Annotated in this window: 17 protein-coding genes, 5 pseudogenes and 3 CRISPR repeat arrays; of the genes and pseudogenes, 7 read left to right on the top strand and 15 right to left on the bottom strand. The window is 68.9% G+C overall.

Features of this window, described 5'->3' with window-relative positions; translation table 11 throughout:
- Together ACF1AK_RS33900 and ACF1AK_RS33895 are read left to right on the top strand one after the other, a co-directional pair.
- Positions 1-1,101 (top strand): Hint domain-containing protein (locus tag ACF1AK_RS33900; protein WP_391502668.1); only part of this gene is annotated, 1,101 nt, incomplete at its 5' end.
- Between the two features lie 17 nt (positions 1,102-1,118).
- Positions 1,119-1,457, top strand: coding sequence for a hypothetical protein (locus ACF1AK_RS33895; protein ID WP_391502667.1), 339 nt, complete (start codon positions 1,119-1,121; stop codon positions 1,455-1,457).
- Positions 1,458-1,625: 168 nt separating this feature from the next.
- On the opposite strand, the gene ACF1AK_RS33890 is transcribed toward ACF1AK_RS33895, so the two are convergent.
- A complete protein-coding gene (locus tag ACF1AK_RS33890) occupies positions 1,626-1,853 on the bottom strand; it encodes a DciA family protein (RefSeq protein ID WP_391502666.1) in 228 nt (75 codons plus the stop codon).
- A gap of 260 nt (positions 1,854-2,113) precedes the next feature.
- On the opposite strand from ACF1AK_RS33890, the pseudogene ACF1AK_RS33885 reads away from it, so the two are divergent.
- Positions 2,114-2,322, top strand: a pseudogene (locus ACF1AK_RS33885) (transposase); the annotation flags it as partial.
- Between the two features lie 156 nt (positions 2,323-2,478).
- Complete coding sequence (locus ACF1AK_RS33880; protein WP_391502665.1) at positions 2,479-2,817, top strand: hypothetical protein; 339 nt, start codon at positions 2,479-2,481, stop codon at positions 2,815-2,817.
- A gap of 136 nt (positions 2,818-2,953) precedes the next feature.
- Here the strand turns inward: ACF1AK_RS33880 and ACF1AK_RS33875 are convergent, their stop codons facing one another.
- Entirely contained in the window at positions 2,954-3,256 is a 303-nt protein-coding gene (locus ACF1AK_RS33875; RefSeq protein ID WP_391502664.1) for a hypothetical protein, read from the bottom strand.
- 140 nt (positions 3,257-3,396) lie between these two features.
- On the opposite strand from ACF1AK_RS33875, the pseudogene ACF1AK_RS33870 reads away from it, so the two are divergent.
- Positions 3,397-4,062: pseudogene (locus ACF1AK_RS33870) on the top strand (ATP-binding protein); the annotation flags it as partial.
- 232 nt (positions 4,063-4,294) lie between these two features.
- On the opposite strand, the gene ACF1AK_RS33865 reads toward ACF1AK_RS33870, so the two are convergent.
- From ACF1AK_RS33865 to ACF1AK_RS33855, 3 genes and pseudogenes are all read right to left on the bottom strand, one after another.
- Entirely contained in the window at positions 4,295-4,684 is a 390-nt protein-coding gene (locus tag ACF1AK_RS33865) for a tyrosine-type recombinase/integrase (protein ID WP_391502663.1), read from the bottom strand.
- A 234-nt stretch (positions 4,685-4,918) separates the two neighbouring features.
- A complete protein-coding gene (locus ACF1AK_RS33860; RefSeq protein WP_391502662.1) occupies positions 4,919-5,422 on the bottom strand; it encodes a hypothetical protein in 504 nt (167 codons plus the stop codon).
- Positions 5,423-5,471: 49 nt separating this feature from the next.
- Positions 5,472-5,735 (bottom strand): annotated as a pseudogene (locus ACF1AK_RS33855) (ATP-binding protein); the annotation flags it as partial.
- Positions 5,736-5,755: 20 nt separating this feature from the next.
- On the opposite strand from ACF1AK_RS33855, the pseudogene ACF1AK_RS33850 reads away from it, so the two are divergent.
- Positions 5,756-6,016 (top strand): annotated as a pseudogene (locus tag ACF1AK_RS33850) (ATP-binding protein); the annotation flags it as partial.
- A 23-nt stretch (positions 6,017-6,039) separates the two neighbouring features.
- Here ACF1AK_RS33850 and ACF1AK_RS33845 read toward each other — a convergent pair.
- The 9 genes and pseudogenes from ACF1AK_RS33845 to casA form a co-directional block, all read right to left on the bottom strand.
- Positions 6,040-6,345 (bottom strand): hypothetical protein, encoded by a 306-nt coding sequence (locus ACF1AK_RS33845; RefSeq protein ID WP_391502661.1) that lies wholly within the window; start codon positions 6,343-6,345, stop codon positions 6,040-6,042.
- 190 nt (positions 6,346-6,535) lie between these two features.
- Positions 6,536-7,112: a CRISPR direct-repeat array (repeat unit 29 nt; unit sequence CGGCTGACCCCCGCCTGCGCGGGGAGGAC).
- Positions 7,113-7,133: 21 nt separating this feature from the next.
- Positions 7,134-7,448: a type I-E CRISPR-associated endoribonuclease Cas2e gene (cas2e, locus tag ACF1AK_RS33840; RefSeq protein ID WP_391502660.1), complete on the bottom strand. Its 315-nt coding sequence runs from the start codon at positions 7,446-7,448 to the stop codon at positions 7,134-7,136.
- Between the two features lie 40 nt (positions 7,449-7,488).
- A complete protein-coding gene (gene cas1e, locus ACF1AK_RS33835; protein WP_391502669.1) occupies positions 7,489-8,412 on the bottom strand; it encodes a type I-E CRISPR-associated endonuclease Cas1e in 924 nt (307 codons plus the stop codon).
- Positions 8,413-8,557: 145 nt separating this feature from the next.
- Positions 8,558-9,139 (bottom strand): annotated as a pseudogene (locus tag ACF1AK_RS33830) (type I-E CRISPR-associated protein Cas6/Cse3/CasE); the annotation flags it as partial.
- Between the two features lie 73 nt (positions 9,140-9,212).
- Positions 9,213-12,041, bottom strand: a complete 2,829-nt coding sequence (gene cas3 / locus ACF1AK_RS33825) for a CRISPR-associated helicase Cas3' (RefSeq protein WP_391502659.1) — start codon at positions 12,039-12,041, stop codon at positions 9,213-9,215.
- Positions 12,042-12,269: 228 nt separating this feature from the next.
- Positions 12,270-13,040: a type I-E CRISPR-associated protein Cas5/CasD gene (gene cas5e, locus ACF1AK_RS33820; RefSeq protein WP_391502658.1), complete on the bottom strand. Its 771-nt coding sequence runs from the start codon at positions 13,038-13,040 to the stop codon at positions 12,270-12,272.
- Complete coding sequence (gene cas7e / locus ACF1AK_RS33815; protein WP_391502657.1) at positions 13,037-14,227, bottom strand: type I-E CRISPR-associated protein Cas7/Cse4/CasC; 1,191 nt, start codon at positions 14,225-14,227, stop codon at positions 13,037-13,039. The genes cas5e and cas7e overlap by 4 nt, the downstream gene beginning before the upstream one ends.
- Positions 14,227-14,934 carry a type I-E CRISPR-associated protein Cse2/CasB gene (gene casB / locus ACF1AK_RS33810; RefSeq protein ID WP_391502656.1) on the bottom strand — a complete coding sequence of 236 codons (708 nt, stop codon included), beginning with the start codon at positions 14,932-14,934 and terminating at the stop codon, positions 14,227-14,229. The genes cas7e and casB overlap by 1 nt, the downstream gene beginning before the upstream one ends.
- Entirely contained in the window at positions 14,931-16,523 is a 1,593-nt protein-coding gene (gene casA / locus ACF1AK_RS33805; protein WP_391502655.1) for a type I-E CRISPR-associated protein Cse1/CasA, read from the bottom strand. The genes casB and casA overlap by 4 nt, the downstream gene beginning before the upstream one ends.
- Before the next feature lie 1,061 nt (positions 16,524-17,584).
- Positions 17,585-18,041: a CRISPR direct-repeat array (repeat unit 30 nt; unit sequence GGTCCTCCCCGCGAGCGCGGGGGTCAGCCG).
- A 379-nt stretch (positions 18,042-18,420) separates the two neighbouring features.
- On the opposite strand from casA, the gene ACF1AK_RS33800 reads away from it, so the two are divergent.
- Entirely contained in the window at positions 18,421-18,831 is a 411-nt protein-coding gene (locus ACF1AK_RS33800; RefSeq protein ID WP_391502654.1) for a hypothetical protein, read from the top strand.
- 278 nt (positions 18,832-19,109) lie between these two features.
- Positions 19,110-19,921: a CRISPR direct-repeat array (repeat unit 29 nt; unit sequence GTCCTCCCCGCACCCGCGGGGGTCAGCCG).
- Between the two features lie 232 nt (positions 19,922-20,153).
- Here the strand turns inward: ACF1AK_RS33800 and ACF1AK_RS33795 are convergent.
- A complete protein-coding gene (locus ACF1AK_RS33795) occupies positions 20,154-22,019 on the bottom strand; it encodes a DNA/RNA helicase domain-containing protein (RefSeq protein ID WP_391502653.1) in 1,866 nt (621 codons plus the stop codon).
- Position 22,020: the final 1 nt, after the last annotated feature.

Genomic DNA, 22,020 nt, shown 5'->3' with positions numbered 1-22,020 from the left:
AGCCCGTACGACTACTGCACGGGCGATCCGGTCAACTGCACCGACCTCGACGGCAACTGGGGCATGCCCAAGTGGCTGAAGAAGACGGTCCAGGTTGTGGCGGTCGTAGCCGAGGTCGTGGCCACCGTCGTCCCGGGCCCGATCGGCGCGGTTGCGGCCGCTGTCTCCTCGGTGTCCTACGCGGCCACCGGCAACTGGGAGAAGGCCGCCGAGATGGCCGTGACGGCGGTCGCCGCCACCGTCGGCGCCGGCCCCGTGGTCAAGGCGGCGGCCGCCGCAGTCAAGAGCACGCGAGCCGCGACCCGCGTGGAACGCGCGGCGTCGGCGGCGAGGAACGTGTCTCGCCGGCCTGGGCCCACCGCGTGCACCATCCCGAACTCCTTCGCGCCAGACACTCCCGTCCTCATGGCCGACGGGCAGCACTGGCCGATCGGTGAGGTCCATCCCGGGGATCTGGTGGCCGCGACCGATCCTGAGACCGGGGAAACGCAGGCCGAGCCCGTTCTCGATGTCATCGTCGGCTACGGGTCGAAGCATCTGGTCGACATCTTCACCAATCTCGGCTCCAATGCAGCACCGCTCCGTGCCACGGCCGGACACCCCGTATGGGTGGTAGACCGAGGCTGGATTGACGCCGTTGCTGTGCGCCCGGGCGACCTCCTGCAGTCTCCGGACGGCAGCACCCCAGTCGTGACCGAGGTCGACGACCTCGGTGAGGTGCCAGACCAGATAGTGTTCAATCTGAACGTCGGAAACCGACACACCTACGCTGTCCAGGTCGCCGATAGCGACGCAGTTGTTCACAACTGCTCCAAGCCGGTTCTGACACAACACCAATACGACACGCACATCCAACCGCGCCACGTCTCACGGGACACTTTTCAGAACAAGTCGAAGTTCAAGACCCAGGCACCACTAAAGGTCCAGAGAATTATTCGAACGACCCTCAGGAAGGGAGAAAAGCAGCCAAACACAGGAGGGCGGCCCGGCAACATCTACATTCATCCTTTCAATCGCACGGTCGGGACAGGCGGCCAGAGGCGCGTAAAGGTGGTTGTCGGTCCGAACGGTCGCGTTATCACCGCATACCCTATCCGCTAAAAAGAGGAGTTCTGTCAATGGGTATGGATGTGGAATTGCATTCCATGGCGCCACCCCTGCCGATGGATTGGGAAAAGTCTCGATGTACATTGCTTTCCGAAATGGGCGATCGGGGCGACATCCTCTCGGATTTTATTTCTTCGCTTGATCCTAAGGTGTATCCAATCCTAGGTTCTTTGGATCCATATGGGGATTCCTGTCTCGCTGGCGAGTATGCATTGCGGGCATTGGTCGAGGTCGGGAAATTGAAGACGTCTCGCTCTTCGATTCCTTCCGAGAAGCTGGCAGAGCTGGAGCGCCTCATGTTGGAATGCGTAAAGCGACCTGGCGCCGTCCTCATTTTCATTGGCGACTAGCGCCTGACTAGACGATTCGGAGCGCCTTCCGAAATCGATGGCCGTATGAGGTAGTGAAGAGGAAGTGGCCGGTGCCTGCGTTTCATTGCCAGGCGTCGCCCTCGGCCACCCCGACCTCGGCCGCAGAGAGGTCCTCTCTGCGGCCGAGGTCTATCCGAGAAGAATTTGTTATTGAACAACGGTGCCGGGTCGCAGTTGGTCGAGGGCGGTGAGGATGTGTCGGGTCTGGTAGCGGAGCTGGGCGGCCCAGGCCGGGGAGTCGGCGAGCACGCGCAGGCGGCGGGTGGTGGGGTCGTAGCTGGCGAGGTGCCAGTGGGCGGCCGTACGGGCAGCCTGGCGGGCGGCGCGCAGCGCGCTGTGGGCGAGATCGGCACCGGTGGCCGGGGCCGGGGCCATCAGGCGTTCACCGCCTCGCGGACCGGCACGCCGACGCACCACCACCACCGCCCGCCGTATCCGCCGCGCTCAGCGGGCCCGCGACCAGGCAGTGCTGCTCGGGGCTGGTCGGCTCGCAGGATGTCCAGAAAGTCAACGGCACCTACCGCGACATCCACCACTGCGACCTCGCCGCCCACCACGCGGACGGGGGTCTACCCACCAGGCGGACATCCTCTTAAGGCACCGTTTCTTTTGGTGCCAGAGACCGTTGAGCGGCTGTGGAGAGCCTTGTTGAGCGCCTGGTCCCGGACGAGTTGTGGGAGTTGTTTCGACGCGTGGTGCCGCCGACGGCGGTTCAGCGTCCACAGGGTGGCGGCCGGCGGCGGGCTGGTGACCGTGAAGTGCTGGCCGCAGTCGTGTTCGTGGCGACCTCGGGCTGACTTGGCGTCAGCTCCCGCCGGTCTTCGGGGCCTGCTGGCAGACGGCTGACCCCCGCCTGCGCGGGGAGAACTTCCTCAGGAGTCCTCATCGGTCCTCAGCCGCCAGCTGACCCCGCCTGCGCGGGGAGGACTGCACTAGCCGCCGCTGAACCAGATAATGGTGCTTTCAGGGTGTTGCACACAACGATGGCTGGGTGGACTGAATGGTCAAGTATACGATCACGGTCGAGAATAAAATCGATCAAACTGTCGAGTTGATACTCGAGCCCGAAGGTGGGGACTTCTGGATGGCCCCCGGGGAATCGTTGACGGTGACCAGCGAGGCTCCAGAGGAAACTGAGGTGCCATTCGTCGTCCAAGTCACGAACGACGGAATTTCCGTGTGGTCGAACTGCGGCCCGGGAGCGGTTTTCAGCGCCTCCGGAGAAGATCTCGACTACGGCTACAACCGGCCAGAGTCAGCATATCCAGAACTGAAGGGTGACAGCTCTCCCAGCCCGTCGGAGTCTCGCCGCTGGTGGCCGTGGCGGATATTCTCGTGAACGTCTGATCGGACGGCTCCGCCTTCCGGAGCTCTTGAGTGGCTTGGCCGCTGCCCTCAACGGTCCAGTTCCCTGGTCGATACCGAGGCCAGATCACCGACCAGGGAGGCGCCGACGGGCAGCAGGCAAGGAGGGCTCAAAGGCGGCGCAGTCGCCCGGCGGCCAAGTCCGACGATCCTTCGATCGCCCTGAGCCGGTTGCCTCGGGTCCTGTTGGCGTTGACAGCACCGATGTTGCGGTGAAGGTGTTTTTCGTCGCAGATGGGGGTCACCACCGCAGCCGCGACGATGAGGAATACGAACCCTGCGATACCGAGCATGCCGAACCCCACGGTGGCGCTGGGTGCGCGTTCCCCTTGTTCCGGGGTCAGGCGGCCTCCCGGGGTACACCCGGACTTGTTAATCATGGCGAGCGCGGAACAGAGGGCTATGGTCAGCATTGCTGGTAGGGCGAACACGCCCGGTCCTACTCCCACTGCGGGCTCCTCGGCGGGGCGAACGCGCACTGCACGGGGTACGAGAACCATTCCACCCAGCCCGGCACTTCGGCCTGGGCCGACTTCGGCCGCACCCCCGCTTCATGAGCTACGCCGGGCCGGGTCCTGACGGGGCTCGGCCCGGCCAACCTAACCACCGCCCGCTTGGGCGGCTTCCTGAAAGGTCTCTTCGTATGGCCACCGTTGCCTTCGCCGAGCCCTTCACTCCGTCCAGCATTCCCACCGCGGTGATGCCGACCCCGGTTCCCGCACCGCCACCGGCGCCCCCGATCCCGGCCGACCTGGAGAGCGTCCTAAAGCGGATGCGCTTCCCCTACCTGCGCAAGGCCGCCCCCGAGGTGCTGGCCACCGCCCGGACCCAACGCTGGGATCCCGCCGAGGTGGTGAGGATCGTGCTGGAGCCCAAGATCAAGGGCCGGGACGAGGCGACCCGCCGCAACCACCGCAAGCAGGCGAATCTGCCCACCGGCAAGACGTTCGGCTCCTGGAAGGAGGACGAGACCTCGATCCCCAGGCCGATGCAGCACGCCCTGTCGGCCCTGGAGTGGGTCCACCGTTCCGAGAACCTGGCCCTGACCGGCCCGTCCGGCACGGGCAAGAGCCACTTCGCCGAAGCCCTCGCCCAGGCGATCGACGAGGGCATGCAGGTCAGCTGGTTCACCCTGGAATCACTGACCGCCACCCTGGGGCGGGCCGCCGTCGACAACTCCGTCGCCCGCGCGGTCGCCAAGATCACCCGATGCGACCTGATCATCGTCGACCTATGCCGAGACCGCGACTATGCCGAGGAGGCTGTCGGCAAGCCCGATCATGGGCGGTGCGGAGGCTTTTCTGCTCGGCATAGTCGATGGCGGGAGGATCTACCAGGGATTCGGGCCCTGCTTGAGGACGACGAGCCCGCAGGGCTGGTCGGCGGGCCAGAGGTCGATTCGATAGAGGAAGTGATCGCCGGGTCCGCCGTTGGTGTCGACGGCCGGTGGGTCAGACGGGATGTAGGAGACCCGGGCTCGCAACAGCCCAGCGGGAACGGTCATGCTCGGTCCGTCCTCCGGGTGGACTCCCGGGCTGGACACGGCGAGTCGACAGCGGATCTCCGCGCTTTCCGGAGCGTTCACCAAGCCAGGCCCGCAGCAGTTCCTGGATGCTTCGGTCCAGTGGGACGGCGCGGTGTTTGCGGCCCTTGCCCTCGCAGCGGACGGACGCGCCGTCGCCGAGGGTGACATCGTCGCAGTCCAGGCTTGTGAGTTCGGGGACCCGCAGACCAGTCTGGACGGCCAAGGCCAGCATCGCTTTGTCCCGCCGGCCCTCCCAGCGCCGCGGATCCGGTGCCGCGAGCAGGGCGTCGACCTCGGCGGCCGTCAGAAAGGTCACGCTCCTCTTGTCGAACCGCTTGGGCGGAATGTCCAGAACGCGTTGGATCAGGAGGGCGTGCTCGGGGTGCTGCAGGGCCGCGTAGGAGAAGAGGGAGCGGATCGCGGTCAGCCGGACGTTCCGGGTGCGGGCGCTTGGCTCTGCTCACGAGAGTGGGCAGCGTTTGTCCACTGCTTTGGGAGGCAGACCGCGGCGCTCCAGGGCGGAAATGTTGATGAGTTTTGACGGCACTCGTCAGGGTGTCGTCTGGCGAGTCGGGGCTGAGCAGTCATGGGAGTCGCCCGGTAGCCCCACGACGTTCAGGATCGGTTCTGTGCCGTGGGTGATCTCGAAGGCGAAGGTCGCTCCGCTGGGCAGGGCTGTGAGAGCGCACTGGTCGCCGAAGGTGAGGGATTCGTCGGGCTGCCAGGGACAGCCGGCCCGGTCGAGAGCTCGCGTGACGTCCTGGTAGGTGATGGCACCCGGGAAGTTATGCAACTCTCCTGGGGCGGGGGACGGCAGTTCGATCACGTCACGCCAGGTCTGGATGCAGATGAGTGCGATCCTTCGGCAGCGGCAGACACTGAGTTCGAGGTCGCCGTATGCGAAGAGCCGGGGCCACTTCCGGCTCCGGCTCATCGTTCTGACATCCCAGGGTTCACCAAAGGCCGTGGTCACCTCGTTCCAGTCGGCGCCGGTGACCACGGGGCCCCATCGGCTGGTCTTAGCAACTTCGGCCAGGATGTCGAGGATCGCCATGAAGCGGATCATGGCAGCTGGTGCGAGTCTGTGACCAGCGAGTTCTTGTTCAGCTTGCAGCGGCCTGCTCGGTGCGGGCGCGGGTCGAGGCGAGGCGGTAGGAGTCGGTGCCGGTCTCGATGATGGTGCCGTTGAAGGTCAGGCGGTCGACGATGGCCGCGCAGAGGCGGGGGTCGGTGAAGGTCTTCGTCCAACCGCCGAACGACTCGTTGGAGACGATGGCGACGCTGTTCTTCTCCTCGCGCTCGGTGAGGACCTGGAAGAGCAGTTCGGCGCCGCGGCGGTCAAGTTCCATGTAGCCGAGCTCGTCCACCTATGCGGATATCGGCATAGCTGGACGACATCGGCATGCTGCCCTGCGGCCAGGCCGCCGCCGAAGCCTTCTACCGGGTCATCGACGCCGCCTACGAACGCCGCTCGGTGATCGTTACCTCGAACCTTCACCCGTCAGGCTTCGACTCGATCATGCCCAAGACCATCGCCACCGCCGCCGTCGACCGGCTCCTGCACCACGCCCACATCGTCCTCACTGAGTGCACCAGCCACCGCCTCCAGCAGGCCACAACCGGCCGCAGTGTCCGACCACTGCAATAGCTCCAGAACCACCGCCGGTCCGGTCAGCTCCGGAAGACCTGCCACGTCGTTGACGAAGCGTCTTCGCGGGTCGCGCGGTGATTGACCGGAAGCGCTGGCAGGCCGGCCAGCGAGGAATCGCTCTCCAGCAGATGCGCAGCATGGATCAGCCTCGGCCAGCCCCTCCACCACCGCGGCTCGGCGGCCGAGAACGCCTGCCAGTCGCCGTCCTTGTCGAGGCTGACACTCGCGACGGGCATTCCGCGATGCACGCGCTTCGACACGAACACCAGATCGTCCGGGCCGAGGGCCCGGGCCGGACCGCAGTCCTCATGCGACTCAACGGTCACAGCGTCCTCCTTGGCTGACCAGGCCCCCATCACAGCACACGCCCACCCGGCTGCCTCAGCCGGATCGGAGCCTCACCGAGCAACCGCCGGCCGATACGAGTGGCAACTCATCACATCGCGCAGGGAGATCAGATGTCCGCCGAGAAAGAGCTGAAATGTCCGTGAAGAGGGATTTCGGCGTGTCCGTCGACAGGATGACCCCGCCCGCGCGGGGAGGACCGCGGCTGGCCCAGGTCGGCGAAGCGCCGGCCGGCTGACCCCCGCCTGCGCGGGGAGGACGAGCCGCCCCGCTGTTTCAGCTCCGAAATCGGCGGCTGACCCCCGCCTGCGCGGGGAGGACTCGACCTCGCCAACGACCAGGCCGACCTGATCCGGCTGACCCCCGCCTGCGCGGGGAGGACGTGATGCTCGCGCCGGGCGGGGTGACTCCGGCCGGCTGACCCCCGCCTGCGCGGGGAGGACTTCGAAGGGCGTGCCACCGGCGCGCACATCGCCGGCTGACCCCCGCCTGCGCGGGGAAGACCCTTCGACCCGGCCGAGGCGGCACTGGCCCTGCGGCTGACCCCCGCCTGCGCGGGGAGGACGGGTGACCGGCCCGGTCCACGCCGAACAGCGCCGGCTGACCCCCGCCTGCGCGGGGAGGACGAACGGCTCAGACAGTGCCGGGCCGAGAACCACGGCTGACCCCCGCCTGCGCGGGGAGGACACCGACTCGTGGCGAACGAACGCCGCGAAGCACGGCTGACCCCCGCCTGCGCGGGGAGGACCCTTCGCGACCTGCATGGTTCCTATGGTTTTGCCATTTCTTGACTATCCTTCACTGCATTGGTGGCGATCAACGTAAGGCCATCGAAGTCGACCGGGTACCGTCGCTGCTCTCCTGCTGTCGTCAGTTCGAAGCCCTGCTCATTTGCCGCTGGGTAGACGAGAGCTGCGGCCCCGGTACCGATGCAGTTGCTGACGGCGCTCCATAGTTCCTGCCGTACCTTGGCGGAGACTGTTCCGATGTACAGATACGGTGTGACCTCCAGAAGCCAGCGGGTCAGCGCTCCGCGTACGTGGTCGGGTACGGCTGTGACGGAGATGACGATCATCGAGGCCACATCGCACCTCGTCTCATGGGCTTCATGCCTGGCGGCTGCCTCACAGGTCCTCACCGTTGGCGTAGTTGACGCCGCCGGGCAGAGCTCCGCCCACCGGGTCCCACAGATCCACGAGCTGCTCTTCCGGGTCCGGGGTTTCGATGTCTTCATCCGGTGCGAGCAGCCTCTGGATGTCCGTGACGATCCGTGGCAGCAGCCGGAAGAGTCGCAGCCCGTCCCTGAAGCTACGGCGGGCTTCGGCCTCCGGGTATGGAGATGCGTGGAGGGAGAATGCGAGCGGGATGGTGAGTTCGGCCTTGTAGAGGTCCGCGATGTCGTAGACGAAAGCCTGCTGGTTGCCACTGTGGACGAAGCCGAGCGCCGGTGAGCAGCCCAGGGCGAGGATCGCGGCGTGGACGATGCCGTAGAGGCAGGTGTTGGCGGAGGAGAGTGCGAGGTTGACGGGGTCCTGGGTGTCCCAGGAGTCGGGGTCGTAGTTTCGGCGGAAGCGGCCGATGCGGTACTGCTGGGCGAGCAGACGGTAGTGGGCTTTGATGCGTTGGCCTTCGAGGCCGCGGAGCTTGTTGAGTTTGCTGCCGGCAGGGGCGGTGCCGTGTCCGAAGCGTTGTTCGTACATGGCCGTGGCGATGGTCAGGCGTGTGGTGTCGTCGGCCCAGGCCCGGGCTTGGCGTTCGAGCCAGATGGTGCTGAGGGAGTCGGGGACGGTGGCGGCGTAGCAGCGTACGCCGCCGGATCCGGTGGCGACGACGGTGGTGCCGTGGCGGGCGAGGGTGGTCAGGGCGCGGGCGGTGATGGAGGTGCCGGGTCCGAGGAGGACGCAGCTGAGTGCGGCGGTCGGGAGGTAGACGGTTTCGGTGCCGCGTTGGGGGCTGGTGACCTCGGCGCAGACTCCGGTGTCGTCCTGGACGATGCGGACGATGTCGAGATAGAGGAAGGACAGGGAGTCGGCGATGCGGGGCAGCATCGCGACGGTGGGTGCGGCCAGTTTGCGGCGGGCCTGGTGGGGGTCGGGGCGCCGGGCGGCTGAGGTCACTGGTCGCTCCGGTGGGGGGGGCGAGGCTGAGCAGGCCGCAGCCGTAGGCCTTGCCTTTGCCGATGCCGGCGGTCAGACGGGTGCGTAGGAGGTCGAGGTCGGTGATGTGGGCGGTGCCCTGGAACAGGACGCGGTCGTGTTTGATGCGGTTCTGGTCGCTGCGGCGGATGCCGCAGGCGGCGTCGAGCGGCTCGGAGTGCAGGGCGGTGAGTTGCAGGCCGGAGGTGTCGGCCTGGCGGGTCCACCAGTCGTCGGCGGCGGCTCCGCGCAGCGGGACGACCGGGCTGAGGTTGTAGAGCTCGCGGGTGGTGCGGCCGGGTTTGCGGATGGGGTTGGCGGCGATGCGGTAGCGCACGCTGAGGCCGGGGCGCATGGCGGTCAGGAGTGGGGCGAGGGACTTGGTGGCGCCGTGGCCGTAGCCGGCGGGCAGTCGGGTCAGGTCGGGCGGCACCCTGCTTTGCAGGAGGATCTGGTGGCCGCCGTCGGCCGCGGTCTCGGTGCGGAAGAGGACGCCGAGGTCCTGGCGGGCGGCGGTGGCCGTGACGTGGTCGGGGAAAAGCGCCATGAGGCGGTGGTGGAGGTCGACGGCGTCGGTGCCGTCGCGGCGTGCCTCGCGGCTGCGCTGGTCGGGGATGATGCGGGTCAGCCACAGGTTCATGCGGTTTCCTGCTTTCTGGGTCGGGTGCGGGCGGAGCGCAGGGTTGTTGGCCCTCTGACGGGTGTAGTGCGGGTCACCGTCGGCGGACGAGACCGCGGTCGGGGTCGACGTACAGGCGGTGCCCAGTTGGGGCGTGGTACTGCCAGCGCCTGGCAGGGCCGGTGAGCTGGTGCGGGAGGAGTCTGAGATCACGGGCGACCGGTGTGTCCTTCCAGGGGGCAGGGGTGTGGGTGGCGGTGTCGCTGGCCGGGAGGTAGTCGGCAGGCGCCTGGATGGTGCGGCGGACCAGCTCGGCCACGACTTCGCGGGTGAGGGAATCAGTCCTGTCGCCGGGGCCGGGCAGGGTTTCGGTACAGGCGGGGTCGAGCCACTGGTTTGCGTCGCTGTCGGTGTAGACAGGCAGCAGCCGGACGGTGTCGGCTCCCAAGCGGGTGGTCAGGTCGTCTTCGTCGCCCTCGTAGGTGGTCAGCGAGTAGAGGTCGGTGACCGCGCGGGGCTGGGGGATGGTGCGGATGTCGGCCGCCGCCTGGTGGGCCACGTCGCGGGCCGCACGTCGACGGTCGTCGCCCTCGGCGAGTTCCAGTTCGGCGAGGCCGTTGAAGTCGACGTACACAGAGTCGATGGCATCGGCGACGTCCTCGGGTACACGCATCCCGGTGGCGGGCACACGGTTGAGGTATTCGGCGGTGCGGCGCAGGAGGGCGCCGTCATAGACCTGGCGATCATCGCTGCCCCAGGCATGGGGCGGGAGTTGGCCGGTGGGGACGATGACGGTGAGGGCGGGGCTCGCGGCCCAGGATGGGCGGGTGCCGCGACCGGTGATGTCGTGGCGATGGCAGCGCCCTGCGCGCTGGAGGAGTTGGGCAAGTGGGGCCAGGTCGGAGACGACGAGGTCGGCGTCGATGTCGAGGCTCTGCTCGGCGACCTGGGTGGAGACGACGATGAGGGGGTCGGCGGGGCGGGGGCCCTTCTTCCCCAGCAGCGTCTTCAGCTCCTCGGTGCTGTCCTCGCGCTGCCATTCGGGCATGCGGGCATGCAGGAGCAGAACGCGGGGGCGGCGCCCGGCGCCGTGATGGACGGTGAGCAGGTCGTAAGTGGCCTGGGCGTCGCCGACGGTGTTGCAGACGACGAGTGCGCTGCCAGGGGCGGCGGTGGGGTCGAAGAGCGGAGCAAGGTGCTGGAGCAGGGCGGCTGCGCGGCCGTTTCGCCGGTGGGGGTCGTGGGTGTGGCGGGCCCGGACGGTGGTGATGGGCAGGTCCCGGCGGCGAGTGGTCTCCAGGGCGGGTGAGGCGGTGACCGTGCCGGTGGCGCCGTCGGCGTAGAGCCAGCCGGGGTAGGCAGGGGTGATGGCGGTGGGCTCGGGGTGGCCGGCACCGTCGCGGTACGCCTGGACGAGGCGGCGGGCGAGGCTTCCGGCGAGCGTGGCGGACAGCAGCACGACGGGTGCGCCGATGTGGCCGAGCCATTCGAGGAGCCGGACGGTGAGGGCGTGGCCGTAGGCATCGTAGGCGTGGGCCTCGTCGATGACGATGGTTTTGCCGGACATGCCGAGCCAGCGCATACAGCCGAACCGGGTGGGCAGGGCGGCAATGGCGCCCTGGTCCCAGGTACCGATGGTGATGCCGGCGAGCCAGCCGCGGTGACGTCCGCGCAACCACTCGTCGGGGACGGTTCGGCCGCTCCCCCCGGGGTGGGTGAGGACGCTCTCCCCGGACGGCTTCTCACCCGGCGCGTACTTGGGGTGGAGCCAGGCCATGGAGTGCTGCAGCGTGACCTTGACCTGGTTGGAGGTAGCGCTCTCCACGTACTCGGTGACGCGTTCCCACATGGCGTTGGTGGTGGCCATCGTGGGCAGAAGCACGGCCAGACCGGGCCGCCCACAAGCCGTGGCGAGGATCCGGGCCGCGTAGAGCGCGGACTCGGTCTTCCCGTCACCGGTCGGCGCGGTGATCAGCACGAGTCCGCCCCGGCGCTCCCAGCTTCCCTTGGCGGCGGGAACCAGGCCGGGGAGCCGGCCGAGGTCCAACTGCAGCGGATACGGATCCTCAATCTCGGGAAAGACGTCGGGGAACGTCTCGGCGGACTTCCAGCGCGGAGTGTGGAGCTCGGCCCGCGCGATCTCGTAGGGGGCGTACTTGACGGCCCGCTCGAAGTGCGCGGCCCAGTGGCTTCGGTCGCTGCGCCGCCACTGGGCCTGGCGGGCTTTCACCCAGGCGGTGCGGGATGCCAGCCAGTCCGCGGCGATGACCAGGCCGGTCACCACGATTGCGATGCCGGCTTTCGCCACCTGCGCAGGCGCGGCGGGCCGGCCGGTGAGGGTGTGGAGGAGTTCGACGAGTGCCTGGCGTTCGCGCAGCCAGCCCGGGGCTGCACAGGCGCGCGGGTCTCCCCCGCACACGTCGGTCAGGTGGGCTCGCTCCAGGGCCCGCCCGTAGACGCCGTGGTGGCCACCGAGGATCTGGGCGATCTGGTGGGCGGTCGCCTTGCTGGGGCGGCTGGTGTTGTCGTAGCCGTAGCGAGCGAGCAGGTGCGGGGTGACCAGGTGGGTGACCCGGTCGTGGCCCACGCGGTCCTGGTGCATCCACCCTGCGGGGGCTGCGAAGTCCGGGTGGTCGAGGAACGCGGGCATGGGGCCGCTGGGCAGCGACTGGTGGCTCCAGCAGGCCTTGCCGACGTCGTGAAGCCCGGCCCAGAACTGCACCAAGGCACGGGCGTGAGTGAGGGTGACGCCGAACCCGGTGGCGATCATCTCCCGCTGTCCCCGCGACAGGTAGCTGTCCCAGAGTTCGCCGGCCATCGCGGCGGTGTCGACCAAGTGGGCCGGCAGCGGATAGGGCGAGAGAAGACCATGGGACTTGCCCCACTGGTCCTCACGGGGCGGACAGGTCAACGACTGCTCCACGGAAATAGATGGGATGAACCGGGTCGACGCCGTTGACAGCGACGGCCGATCGGGACTGATGGCGCTGTACGGCCAGGGACCGAAGGGCTCGGAGGCCAGGACGAACCCGGCGTCCGCGCCCCGCCACCAACTGGACGGCAACCACCGGTCAGCCGAGGCCGCCCCAGCCCGGGACTGCGGACACCGCCAGTGCGGCAGGAGGACTCCGGCTGCGAAGCCGCCCGGGCGTCAGGTGTGCAACTCCCGGCGCCACCGGGCGAGCTCGACCAGGAACTCGGTACCGACGTGACACCTGTCGGCCGGATGTGACTCCTGGCTCTCCCACACCGGCCGACTCGTCCACGTGCCCGCCACCAGGACATCAGCGACCCGGCGGCTTGCCGGCACCCCCGGGCTGGCGCCGGGCTGCCGTTCGGCGATGTACCGCACCGAAACCGGCTCCTGCTGCTCCTGCTCCTGCTCCGACCGGCGGTCCCAGCGGGGCCTTGGAGCGGGCCGGTGCAACGGCATCCGACGCAACTGCTCCTCGACGTCACCGCCTGCGGTGACCAGCACGGGAGTAGACGGCGGGCACGAGCGCCTGCCCAAGTAGGGCGGAAACGTCGGACACCGCAACGCTGCCGTCACCTCGCCGATGGTCTCCCGGGGACCGGTGATCGCGACGGTGAACGCGGCATCCGCCAGGTACCAGCTGTCGAAGATCAGTGCATTACCGCGGCGCTTGCCGTTGGCGGTCACCACCGTCAGCTCGGCCGGCAGACCGCCGCCGATGGTGTGGTAATCCCGCATCCGACGCCCGGGTCGGTCCACCCGCACCAGATGCACCAGCTCGTCCAGGTCACTCAGGTCCGCGCCGCGCCGGCGGCCGAGCGCGGCGGCCAGCATCCCGGTCACGCCGCTGCGCGTCGGATACGGGTGAGTTCCTTTCACCCGCCCGCCCTTCGGGCCGCCCCAGGACTGCAGCGGGCCCGCCAGGTGCAGCAGCACCCCGTCGGTCACCGCTTGTGCTCCAGCTCGAGCGCGGTGCGGGTGACCTGCTGCACAAGCTCGCTCAGGTTTGGGATCCGCGTGCCCAGGTGCTTCACCGCGGACAGGTCAGCGGTGCCCGCGTGCCCGGCCGCCACCAGGGCACCCTGGTCGAAGAAGTCCGCCACGGCCCCGGCGTGCGCGTCCAGCGCCGCGATGCTCGGCGCCGTCCAGCCATTCTCCCTGGTCGAGGCCACCGGCGTCTCGAACGCCCCCGACAGGTTCACCGGCTGGTCCGTCCGCACCGTGAAGTACACGAGCGCTGGCGGGGTGAACGGCGCGGTGCTCCGGCTCTTCGCCGTCGGTACCAGCACCGCCAGCTCCCGCAGGAACGCCTTCAGGAACTCCTCCGCAGCCTCCCTGTCACCCCCCATGTTGCCCACCAGCTCGGTCACGTTCACCGACCCGTATCGATAGTAGGTGCCCGAGGTGTGCCCGGCCGTCCCCATGTGCGCCGACCCGGCGTCCTCCCCGGGAAGATCATCCACCGCAGTGAAGAAGTCCGGCTGCTCGACCAGGGCGTGCGTGGTCAGCGTGTGCGCCACACTCACTGCCCCGTCCACCGTCGACTCCGAGCTGTTCGCCAGCATCCGCCCGAACGCGGCGATCGACGCGTTACGGCTCGCCAGGATCCCCCGCACCCGCTCCTGCAACCGCTGGACAACGGCCTTCTCCTCCTTCGACAACTTCGGCTTAGCCGTCTTCCTGCTCTTGTCCGCCTCCGCCTTCGCCACCGCCTCGGCGTGCGACGCCACCTTCAGAACCGCCTCCCGCTCCCCGGCGACCAGGTCCGCCAGCTGCTCCACCGCCTGCTGCGGCACGTACAGCATCACGCTGGTCATCCCACCGTCACCGATGCCCAGCCCCTGAATCCCCGAGGCGACCACCACGGCCTGCCCCGCCCTGGCCGCCTCCGCCTCGTCCCAGTTCCGCCCTCGCAGGACCTCGCTGATCTGCGACGGCAGCCGCCGCGTCCGCAGCGCCTGCTCCCCGATCCGCTCCTCCACCTTCAGCCGGGCCACCCGCTTGGTGTTCTGCGACGACGTCCGCCCCCGCAGCGCGCCACCGAAGACCACCGTCTTCGGGCTGCCCAGATCGTCCCTGTTCAGATTCGACAGCGGGTAGTCGTGCACCACATGCACGCAGATGTGAACAGCCATCAGGAGTCCTCCTCATTCGAAGAATCGTTCGTGTTATCACTTGCTCCGGCCCCGGCCGCACCGGCCTGCACCAGACCGTCTTCGCCCCCGGGCGCCACAGCGTGGGCGTAGGAGAAGAACCAGTCGTTCGCGATGTCCACCCGCTTGTGCGGCCACCGCCGCAGGTCCCGTAGGAGAACCGGCCAGTTCACCGGCACCCCCTCAGCCGCCAGGCGTCCCACCAACTGACGGCCGTACCGCACCAGCGCGACGGGATCCGACAACTGGGCCAGCTGCTTCAATCGCTCCGCAGCCCGGTCCTCGTGCAGCACCCCCTGCCTCACCCCCAGGTGCACCGACCAGCCCAGGTCACCCCACGACGGCCGCCACATCCTTGTGCGCTCCGGCCGCCCGGCCGCGTCATCGCGCCCGGCCGAGAACGACGGAGCCTGCTCCGCGAACATCCCCGCCACCGCACCGTAGGCAAAGCGCTGCTCCCGGCTGCCGGGTACCAGGCGCGCGACCTGCCTCGGCAGCTCCCAGCCGTGCACCTCACCGGCCGACGTCACCACCTTCCGCAGCTGGGACCGCCCGGCGGGCGACTCGCACGCCTCGGCCACCGCTTCCGTGTAGACCACCTCGTGGGTGAGCCACTTCGGCGGCTCCTCCGCCCTGTCCTGCCTCCCGCCACCAGCGGCCCGGTCCGGTACCTCGCTCGAGTCCGTCACACCGTCACCTTCCTGTTCCCGCTCGTACGTCCCCCGGTCCCCGGCACACCGGCCAACGGCCCTCGCGCCCTCTGGACCGCCGCCATTCCCCGCACCGTCGCCGAGCGCACCGCGAGCGTCGCCTCGTCGAACACCTCGCGCGCCAGCCGCCGGAACTGCGGAGCGGCACCCGCCGGGTCGGCCACAACCCGCCAGAACTCCGTCTCGGCCTGCTCCATGAAGGCCGCAACCGCCGGCCCGACGAACCCCTCCCGGTCGTCACTGCGCCGGCCCGGGTTCAGCTCGTGCCACACACGGGCCAGCGACCGGTAGAGCAGCGAACCCGCCTCCTCGGCCATCCGGTGCGCCGCCGCCACCGCGGAAGCCCCGTCAGGGCTGCGTTCCTCCATCAGCTCCAGCACCGGCGGCGTCTCGGCCACCACCCAGGCGCTGTTCTTGTCCTGCTTGTCCTGGTCCCAGCCCAGCACCCGCACCCGCAACGCCCGCCGCACCTCCACCGGCAGGTCGGGGGCGGTGTCGAACACCTGCGGCCGCCGCGCGGTCGCCTTGCCCGCAGGCCGCTCCTTCAGCAGCAACGCGTCCACGTCCCGCCACATCGCCCGGCGGTGATCCGCCCTGATCGGCCCCCCGGCGGAGCGGTCGATCACATACGGGTCCACAGCGGCCGGCAGGTCCACGCTCGTCCCCCACGCGACCCGGCACCCCACTGTCTCCGCTCCATCGCCGCCGGGCGCCAGCAGCACCGCGTGCGCGAACCGGCCGGTCAGCAGCGACACCACCCCGCACGGGGCCGGCGGCGCCAGCGGATCCGGAAGGAGCTCGCTCTCCCACGGCGCCAAGTCCTCCCCAGGCCGGGACGGCCAGCTCGCCGGCGGCGGAATCGACAGCACCAGCGACTCGAACAGATTCCGGCCCCGGGGAAACCAACGCAGCAGGGAACGGGCCGGACCGGCCTTGCAGGACTTGCTGGCGCGCCCGCCGCGGGTGCGCAGCGCGCCCATTCCGGACGGGCCGAACGCCCGCCACGCCAGCACCCACCCCAAGGCCTCGCCGGACGGGATGGCGGCGGTTTCCGCCATCCGCCCGCTCCACATCGCGTTCGCCCCCGACGGCCGGTCCATCGCCAGCCGCCCCGCCGGTCCCGGCTCGGTGACCTCCGACAGCAGCCGTGGATCCTGCATGAACGGTCTCACCTGGTCATAAAGGCCGAACTCGTGACGCGACTGCCGCAGGTACCCGCGGACCTCGACCGGCTCAAACCGTCCCCTCTCGAGAACCTCCTCGAGTCGGTCCAGCCACCCCTCACCGTCGCCGGCGTCCAGGCCCGCTACACGAGCCGCGAACGCCGCCAGCACTGGGCGCGTGGCCGACTCGACCGGCACCACCCCGAAGTCCAACTCCTCTAGCAGATGGGCCCCGAGCAGCACGCCCTCCACACCCGCCACGACACGCCCGCCCGGAACCGCGGCCGGAAGCAGTCCCTCAGCGGCCAGATCCTCCAACTCGCTCAACTCTGCAACTGCCAGGACCTCACGGACCCTGGCACGGATCCACCCCCCGGACAGCGCGGAAAAGTGCCGATCAGCCACAAGACCACTCCTCTTTCAGCCGCGTCATCAGCATGGGAGAAGAAGTAGCATCAGGCACTGACAGTCTCGCTACCGTTACGAAGAGCGATCAGATTCGAACAGAAAAATGCCCCTATCTATCATGTGATCGGCATAGAGGATCGAATATGACGCGATATGACCACCCAGAACCATCACCCCCACACACTCGACTCGCACGCACCAAACGACGCTCATGAGCGGCCTTCCGCCCAACGCAGCACATCGCCCTGCGAGAGCCAGAGGGCCACCTGTGGCGAGATCGGATACCGAACAACCCCCGCCCGAACGGGCGGCCGCGCCGCCATGCGTTACCCGCCACGGACCATGGCGCCGGCGTGCCAGCAGCGCCCGGCCTATCGGACGCCCGTGTAAGGACGGCAACCGTTCATTGACACCTCAACAACCCCAAACCACAGACCCTGCAGGCAGTACAAAAGATCAAGAAAAGCCAAAGCCGCTCTTCCTCCGCAGGTCCGAGGGCCCCGTGCCCACGCAGGCGGGGGTCAGCCGAGTCGCTCGCCCCGACCTCGGAGTTTCCCTCCGTCCTCCCCTCGCCCGCGGGGGTGACCCCTGCTTCGGGCTGATCACCGCCCGCGACGGCCTCTCGGCTCTGCCCGTGCGGGGTGACCCCAGGGCTGCAGCAGCGAGCACCAGGGCTTCCCAATTCGCCCCGCCTACACGTGGACGGCCTCGTCATCGCCGGGTCCGCGCCCACGAAGTCCGCGTTAGCCCCCCTGTGCGAGGGTGACCCCTCCCAACGATCCGCCGACCTGCGGAGGTCAGAAACCGCCCCGCCTGCGCGAAGGGTCAGCCCTTCTGAAGCGAGCGTCCGACGCCACCCGCTCAACGAAGCCGAGCCCACAATCCGAGCTGGTAGATGCCCCATCCGCACAGCTGACCGCGAAAGCACAGCACCGCTCCACCGACATCTGTCACGATGGACGCTGCTCCTTGACACCTCAACAGGCCAGCCTGGAATGCATCCATCGACAGACCGGTCAAGAAATGGCAAAGCAGCCACGACGCTGCAGATCGCGAAGGGTCCTCCCCGCGAGCGCGGGGGTCAGCCGTATCTCGGGGGATCTGCCGGGCCTGGTGCGGGGTCCTCCCCGCGAGCGCGGGGGTCAGCCGATTGTCCAGGAGGGGGGCCGCAGCAGTCACCCGTCCTCCCCGCGAGCGCGGGGGTCAGCCGGCGCCGTTCATGCACCGCTACATCGCGTCGTGGTCCTCCCCGCGAGCGCGGGGGTCAGCCGCGCCAGGCCGAGCGTGAACGCCTCGCAGCCGAGTCCTCCCCGCGCAGGCGGGGGTCAGCCGTAGTCCTTCGCCGCTTCCACCGAACCGGGTATGTCCTCCCCGCGCAGGCGGGGGTCAGCCGTAGTCCTTCGCCGCTTCCACCGAACCGGGTATGTCCTCCCCGCGCAGGCGGGGGTCAGCCGGGCGGCCTCATCGAGCAGTACGTCAACGCGGGGTCCGCCCCGCGCAGCCGGACGCCGGCTGGACGGCCGTACGCCCGCTGGCGTCCTCCCCACGGGCGCGGGGGTCAGCCGTGCCACCCCTGGGTGCAGGCGCACTACCTCGCGTCCTGCCCGCGCAGGCGGGGGTCAACCGGAGCTGGAGGCTGACGAGTACTGCGTCCTCTCGTCTTCCCCGTAGGCGGGGGCAGCCCCCTGGCGTTCTCCCCGCAGGCACAGGGGTCAGCCGCTGCACATGAACCGGCCCTGCGCGAGGCGATCTACGCCCGGAACCTGGAGAAGCGCCGGGACAAGCTCGGCCCGAGCACCGACTGGCTGCGAGTCCACGGCACGCCGCGGGAAGACATCAGCGAGAGCGTGACACGGACCGGTGGCCACGACCTGGGCCTGGGAAAGAGGTAGCCATGCTCATTGCATCCTTCAAGACCTCCGGCCTCGTCGCTCGTTTCGATCCCACGACCGGTGCAACGGACCATGTGAGAAGTGTCAAGCCCTCAGAGACAGCACATGGTCACTACGGCAAGCTGGCCGCCACCGACATCGTGTTCTACCGCGAGGCGGACGGGCTCCGACTCAGGGTGGGCGAGGAAGTGGTCCGGCTCGACGGTTCCATCGACGTCCAGCACCATGTCGTCGGAGCCGATTGTTGCCTGACCGTCGGACAGAGCATCGAACTGCGCTATCTGGCCCCGCCTGAGTGGTCCGGCCTGCAGGACGACTTGACGCCGTTCGTCGAAGCCGAGGACTTCGATCTGGGGCTCTTCGTGGCGAACGTGGCTGGAGATCCAGAACGGTCAGCACGGATCTACCATTGAGCCATGCGGTAAAACACCAGGCTGCTGGCTCGGGTCGTCCTCCCCGCAAGCACCGGGGCAGCCGAGGTGCAGCACTGGTGCGCTGCCGCGACGCTGTCCTCCTCGCGCAGGCGAGGGTCAGCCGAACGACGAGGAGGCCGCCCGCCGGTAATCACGTCCTTCCCGCGCAGGCGGGGGTCAGCCGGTGTCGGCGGTGGCGACGGCCTGTGCGTCGAGGCCCCCCGCAGGCGGAGGTTAGGCGGCCAAGGGTGGTCATGACTCGGACGCTACCGGGTCTCCCCGCACCCGCGGGGTCAGCCGACTTCGCCGTCGAGCTGGTCGAGGTGCACAACGTCCTCCCCGCACCCGCGGGGGTCAGCCGCGTTCTTCTGAGTGATGATGGCTCCGCGTGTCGTCCTCCCCGCACCCGCGGGGGTCAGCCGGCGTACGTCACACGGCAGCGGCAGGACCCCGCGTCCTCCCCGCACCCGCGGGGGTCAGCCGAAGCAGGCGATCGGGTACCCGCTCGCGGTGCTGTCCTCCCCGCACCCGCGGGGGTCAGCCGCCCCCGGCCGGGACGGCACGGGGGCGGTGTGGGTCCTCCCCGCACCCGCGGGGGTCAGCCACGGTGCACCATGAGCCCCCTTTTCCACAGGACGTCCTCCCCGCGCAGGCGGGGGTCAGCTGGGCATGGTGCGTGACGCCGTCGCCGAGCGGTAGTCTCCCCGCGCTGGCGGGGGGTCAGCCGGCCGTGGTGGTGCTCGTCGGCGCCCTGCTGGTCTCCTCCCCGCAGGCGCGGGGGTCAGCCGGACCGGACAGCCCGGCCCGACCCCCGAAAGGAGTCCTCCCCGCAGGCGCGAGGGTCAGCCGTTGCGGGGGCGAACAACTCCGGTGTCCATGCTGTCCTCCCGCAGGCGCGGGGGTCAGCCGGAGTCAGCTGCCGCATCGGGCGTAGGCGGAGGGTTCTCCCCGCAGGCGCGAGGGTCAGCCGATCGGCTCCTCGGGGGTCGGTACCGCGATCAAGTTCTCCCCGCAGGCGCGGGGGTCAGCCGCGTATCCGCCGCCGTGCTCGGGTCGTAGTTCAGTCCTCCCCGCAGGCGCGGGGGTCAGCTGGCGTGCTGGAGCTCGGTGAGCTCGCCGTGCGCGTCTTCCTCGCGCAAGCGGGGGCATTCGGACCCGCTCGAACACCAGCGGGCCTTCACGCTGTTCTCCCCGCGAGCGCGGGGGCCAGCCCGCCCGGCACCACGTCGTGGGGTCCTCCAGGCGTCCTCCCCGCGCCGACAGAGGTCCGCGACGGGTGGCACGGCGCCTTGTGTATGGGACCTCGCAACCACCGGCCATGATCACTGGTTACGGAAGGGAACCAGTCGACGCAGTCGCGCTTGGGTTTCCGGGTCGGTGGAATACAGGAGGGTTCCGGACATGCCACGAGTGAGGAGGACCTTGTAGGTGTTGCGAACCAGGCGGAAGAAGGTGTCGGGCGTGGTCCTGCTGAGCGCGGGGTCCCTGCTGGCCCGAGGGTTGGGGACCCAGCGGTCCTGACGCCAGACGAGGTCGTCTCCGAGGATGACACCGTTCCAGTCGTACTCGAAGCCCTGGGCGGTGTAGATACAGCCGACCTGGCCGAAGCCATCGGGATCGGTGGCCCATAACCAGGACGGCGGGACACCGTCCAGACGGGACTCACCACGCAGGTTCCACGGCTTGCGCCAGGAGCCGATCGCAATGTCGTCGACCAGACGGCCCCGGCGCGGGTCACTCCAACGCCAGCAGAAGCCGGCCGTGATGCGAGCGGTGAGGTGCTGCGCCTCCTTGGCTTGCAGGAGGTCTTCCATCTGCTGGGGAGAGTCGACCACTCGGACCTGGAAGGTCCGCTCGTCGGTCCACTCGGTCACGGGCTCGTTGGTGAACTGCAGCAGGCGCAGGACCCACTGTTCGTAGGCGCGGCTGCCGCCGTTGCGGAACTGGCCGTTGAGGTCGATGTGGCGTGGGCGCAGGCCTCGCGCAGCAGCGGCCTGGTCGATCGCGCTGCGGCTGCCCATCTCGCCGGGGCGTACGACTTGGTGGTCGTCCAGGAGGAAGACGGGGACGCGGGCGGCGTCGAGGAGTTCGTCGATCTGGCGTACGCCGCGGTGGCGGACGGAATGGGCGCGGATGCGGTGGGCCTCGTCGCAGATCAGCGCGTCCAGACCGTTCTTGGGGGCGTCGGCGAAGTTCATGAAGTAGCTGAACAGCTTGCGGACGCGCGGGTTGTCCGTGCCGACGGCGTGGTGGAGGGTGCGGGTGAAGGACTTGGATCCAGTGGCGTGGACCACGGTGTGGCGGTCGTGGGCGAGGTGGCGCATCAGATGGAGGGCGATGACGCTTTTGCCGGAGCCTGGACCGCCGGTGACAATGAGAACTTCTTTGCTGTCCGCTTCGCGGGCCTTCTTCACCGCGCGGCGGACCAAGGAGACAGCGACCTGCTGTTCGTCGAGCAGGACGAACCGTTCGGCGTGCAGGATCTCTTCCGCAGTCGCACGCAGTAGAGGACGGCTGGGTGCCAGGGGGCTGTCGACGAGTTCGTCGGCGGCTCTGGTGCCGTGAGCGGGTGAGAGACGCGACTGCAGATAGGTGATCAACTGATCGCGGGTGCTGTGCGTGAACAGGCGCCCGTAGTGGTCGGCTTCAAGGGCGAGCAGGTCGGCCACCCCGGTGGTAGCGGCGTTGTGGAGGTAGGCCACGCCGGCCACAGCGTCGGGTTCCGCGTCCAGCACGGTGGTGAAGTCCTGCAGGTACTGGCAGTAGCGCCGCACCTGGGCGACCGGATGCAAGAAGGCCCGGTTGTTGTTGCCGATCCCCGGCAGGCAGAGGTCCTCGGTGTCGGGCAGAGACCGGGCGTGGGTCCACTGCTTGAGCTCGACGATGACGTAGGACGGCTGGGATGTGTGCGGGTGCCAGCCGGCCAGTACCACGTCGGCCCGCAGACTGGACAGGGCCAGCTGGTATTCGATCAATACCTCAACATGCTGCAAGCCGGCTTCGTCCAGCACGCGGGCCAGAGCGGGCAGGCTATTACGCCAGGACCGAATCTCCCCGTCCTCCAGCCGGCCCAGTCGCGCTTCCCGGTGGCACTCGGCCAGATCATCGGCGAGCGTTTCCTGTTGACAGCGGGCGACGAACTCGTGCCCGGGCATCCGCAGTAGCGGCATCGTCGTCTCCTCGGTCAAA

The organism is Kitasatospora sp. NPDC015120 (assembly GCF_043080305.1).
Lineage (GTDB): Bacteria > Actinomycetota > Actinomycetes > Streptomycetales > Streptomycetaceae > Kitasatospora.
The sequence above is the reverse complement of the archived record's forward strand: the minus strand, read 5'-3'. Positions and strand labels throughout refer to the sequence as shown.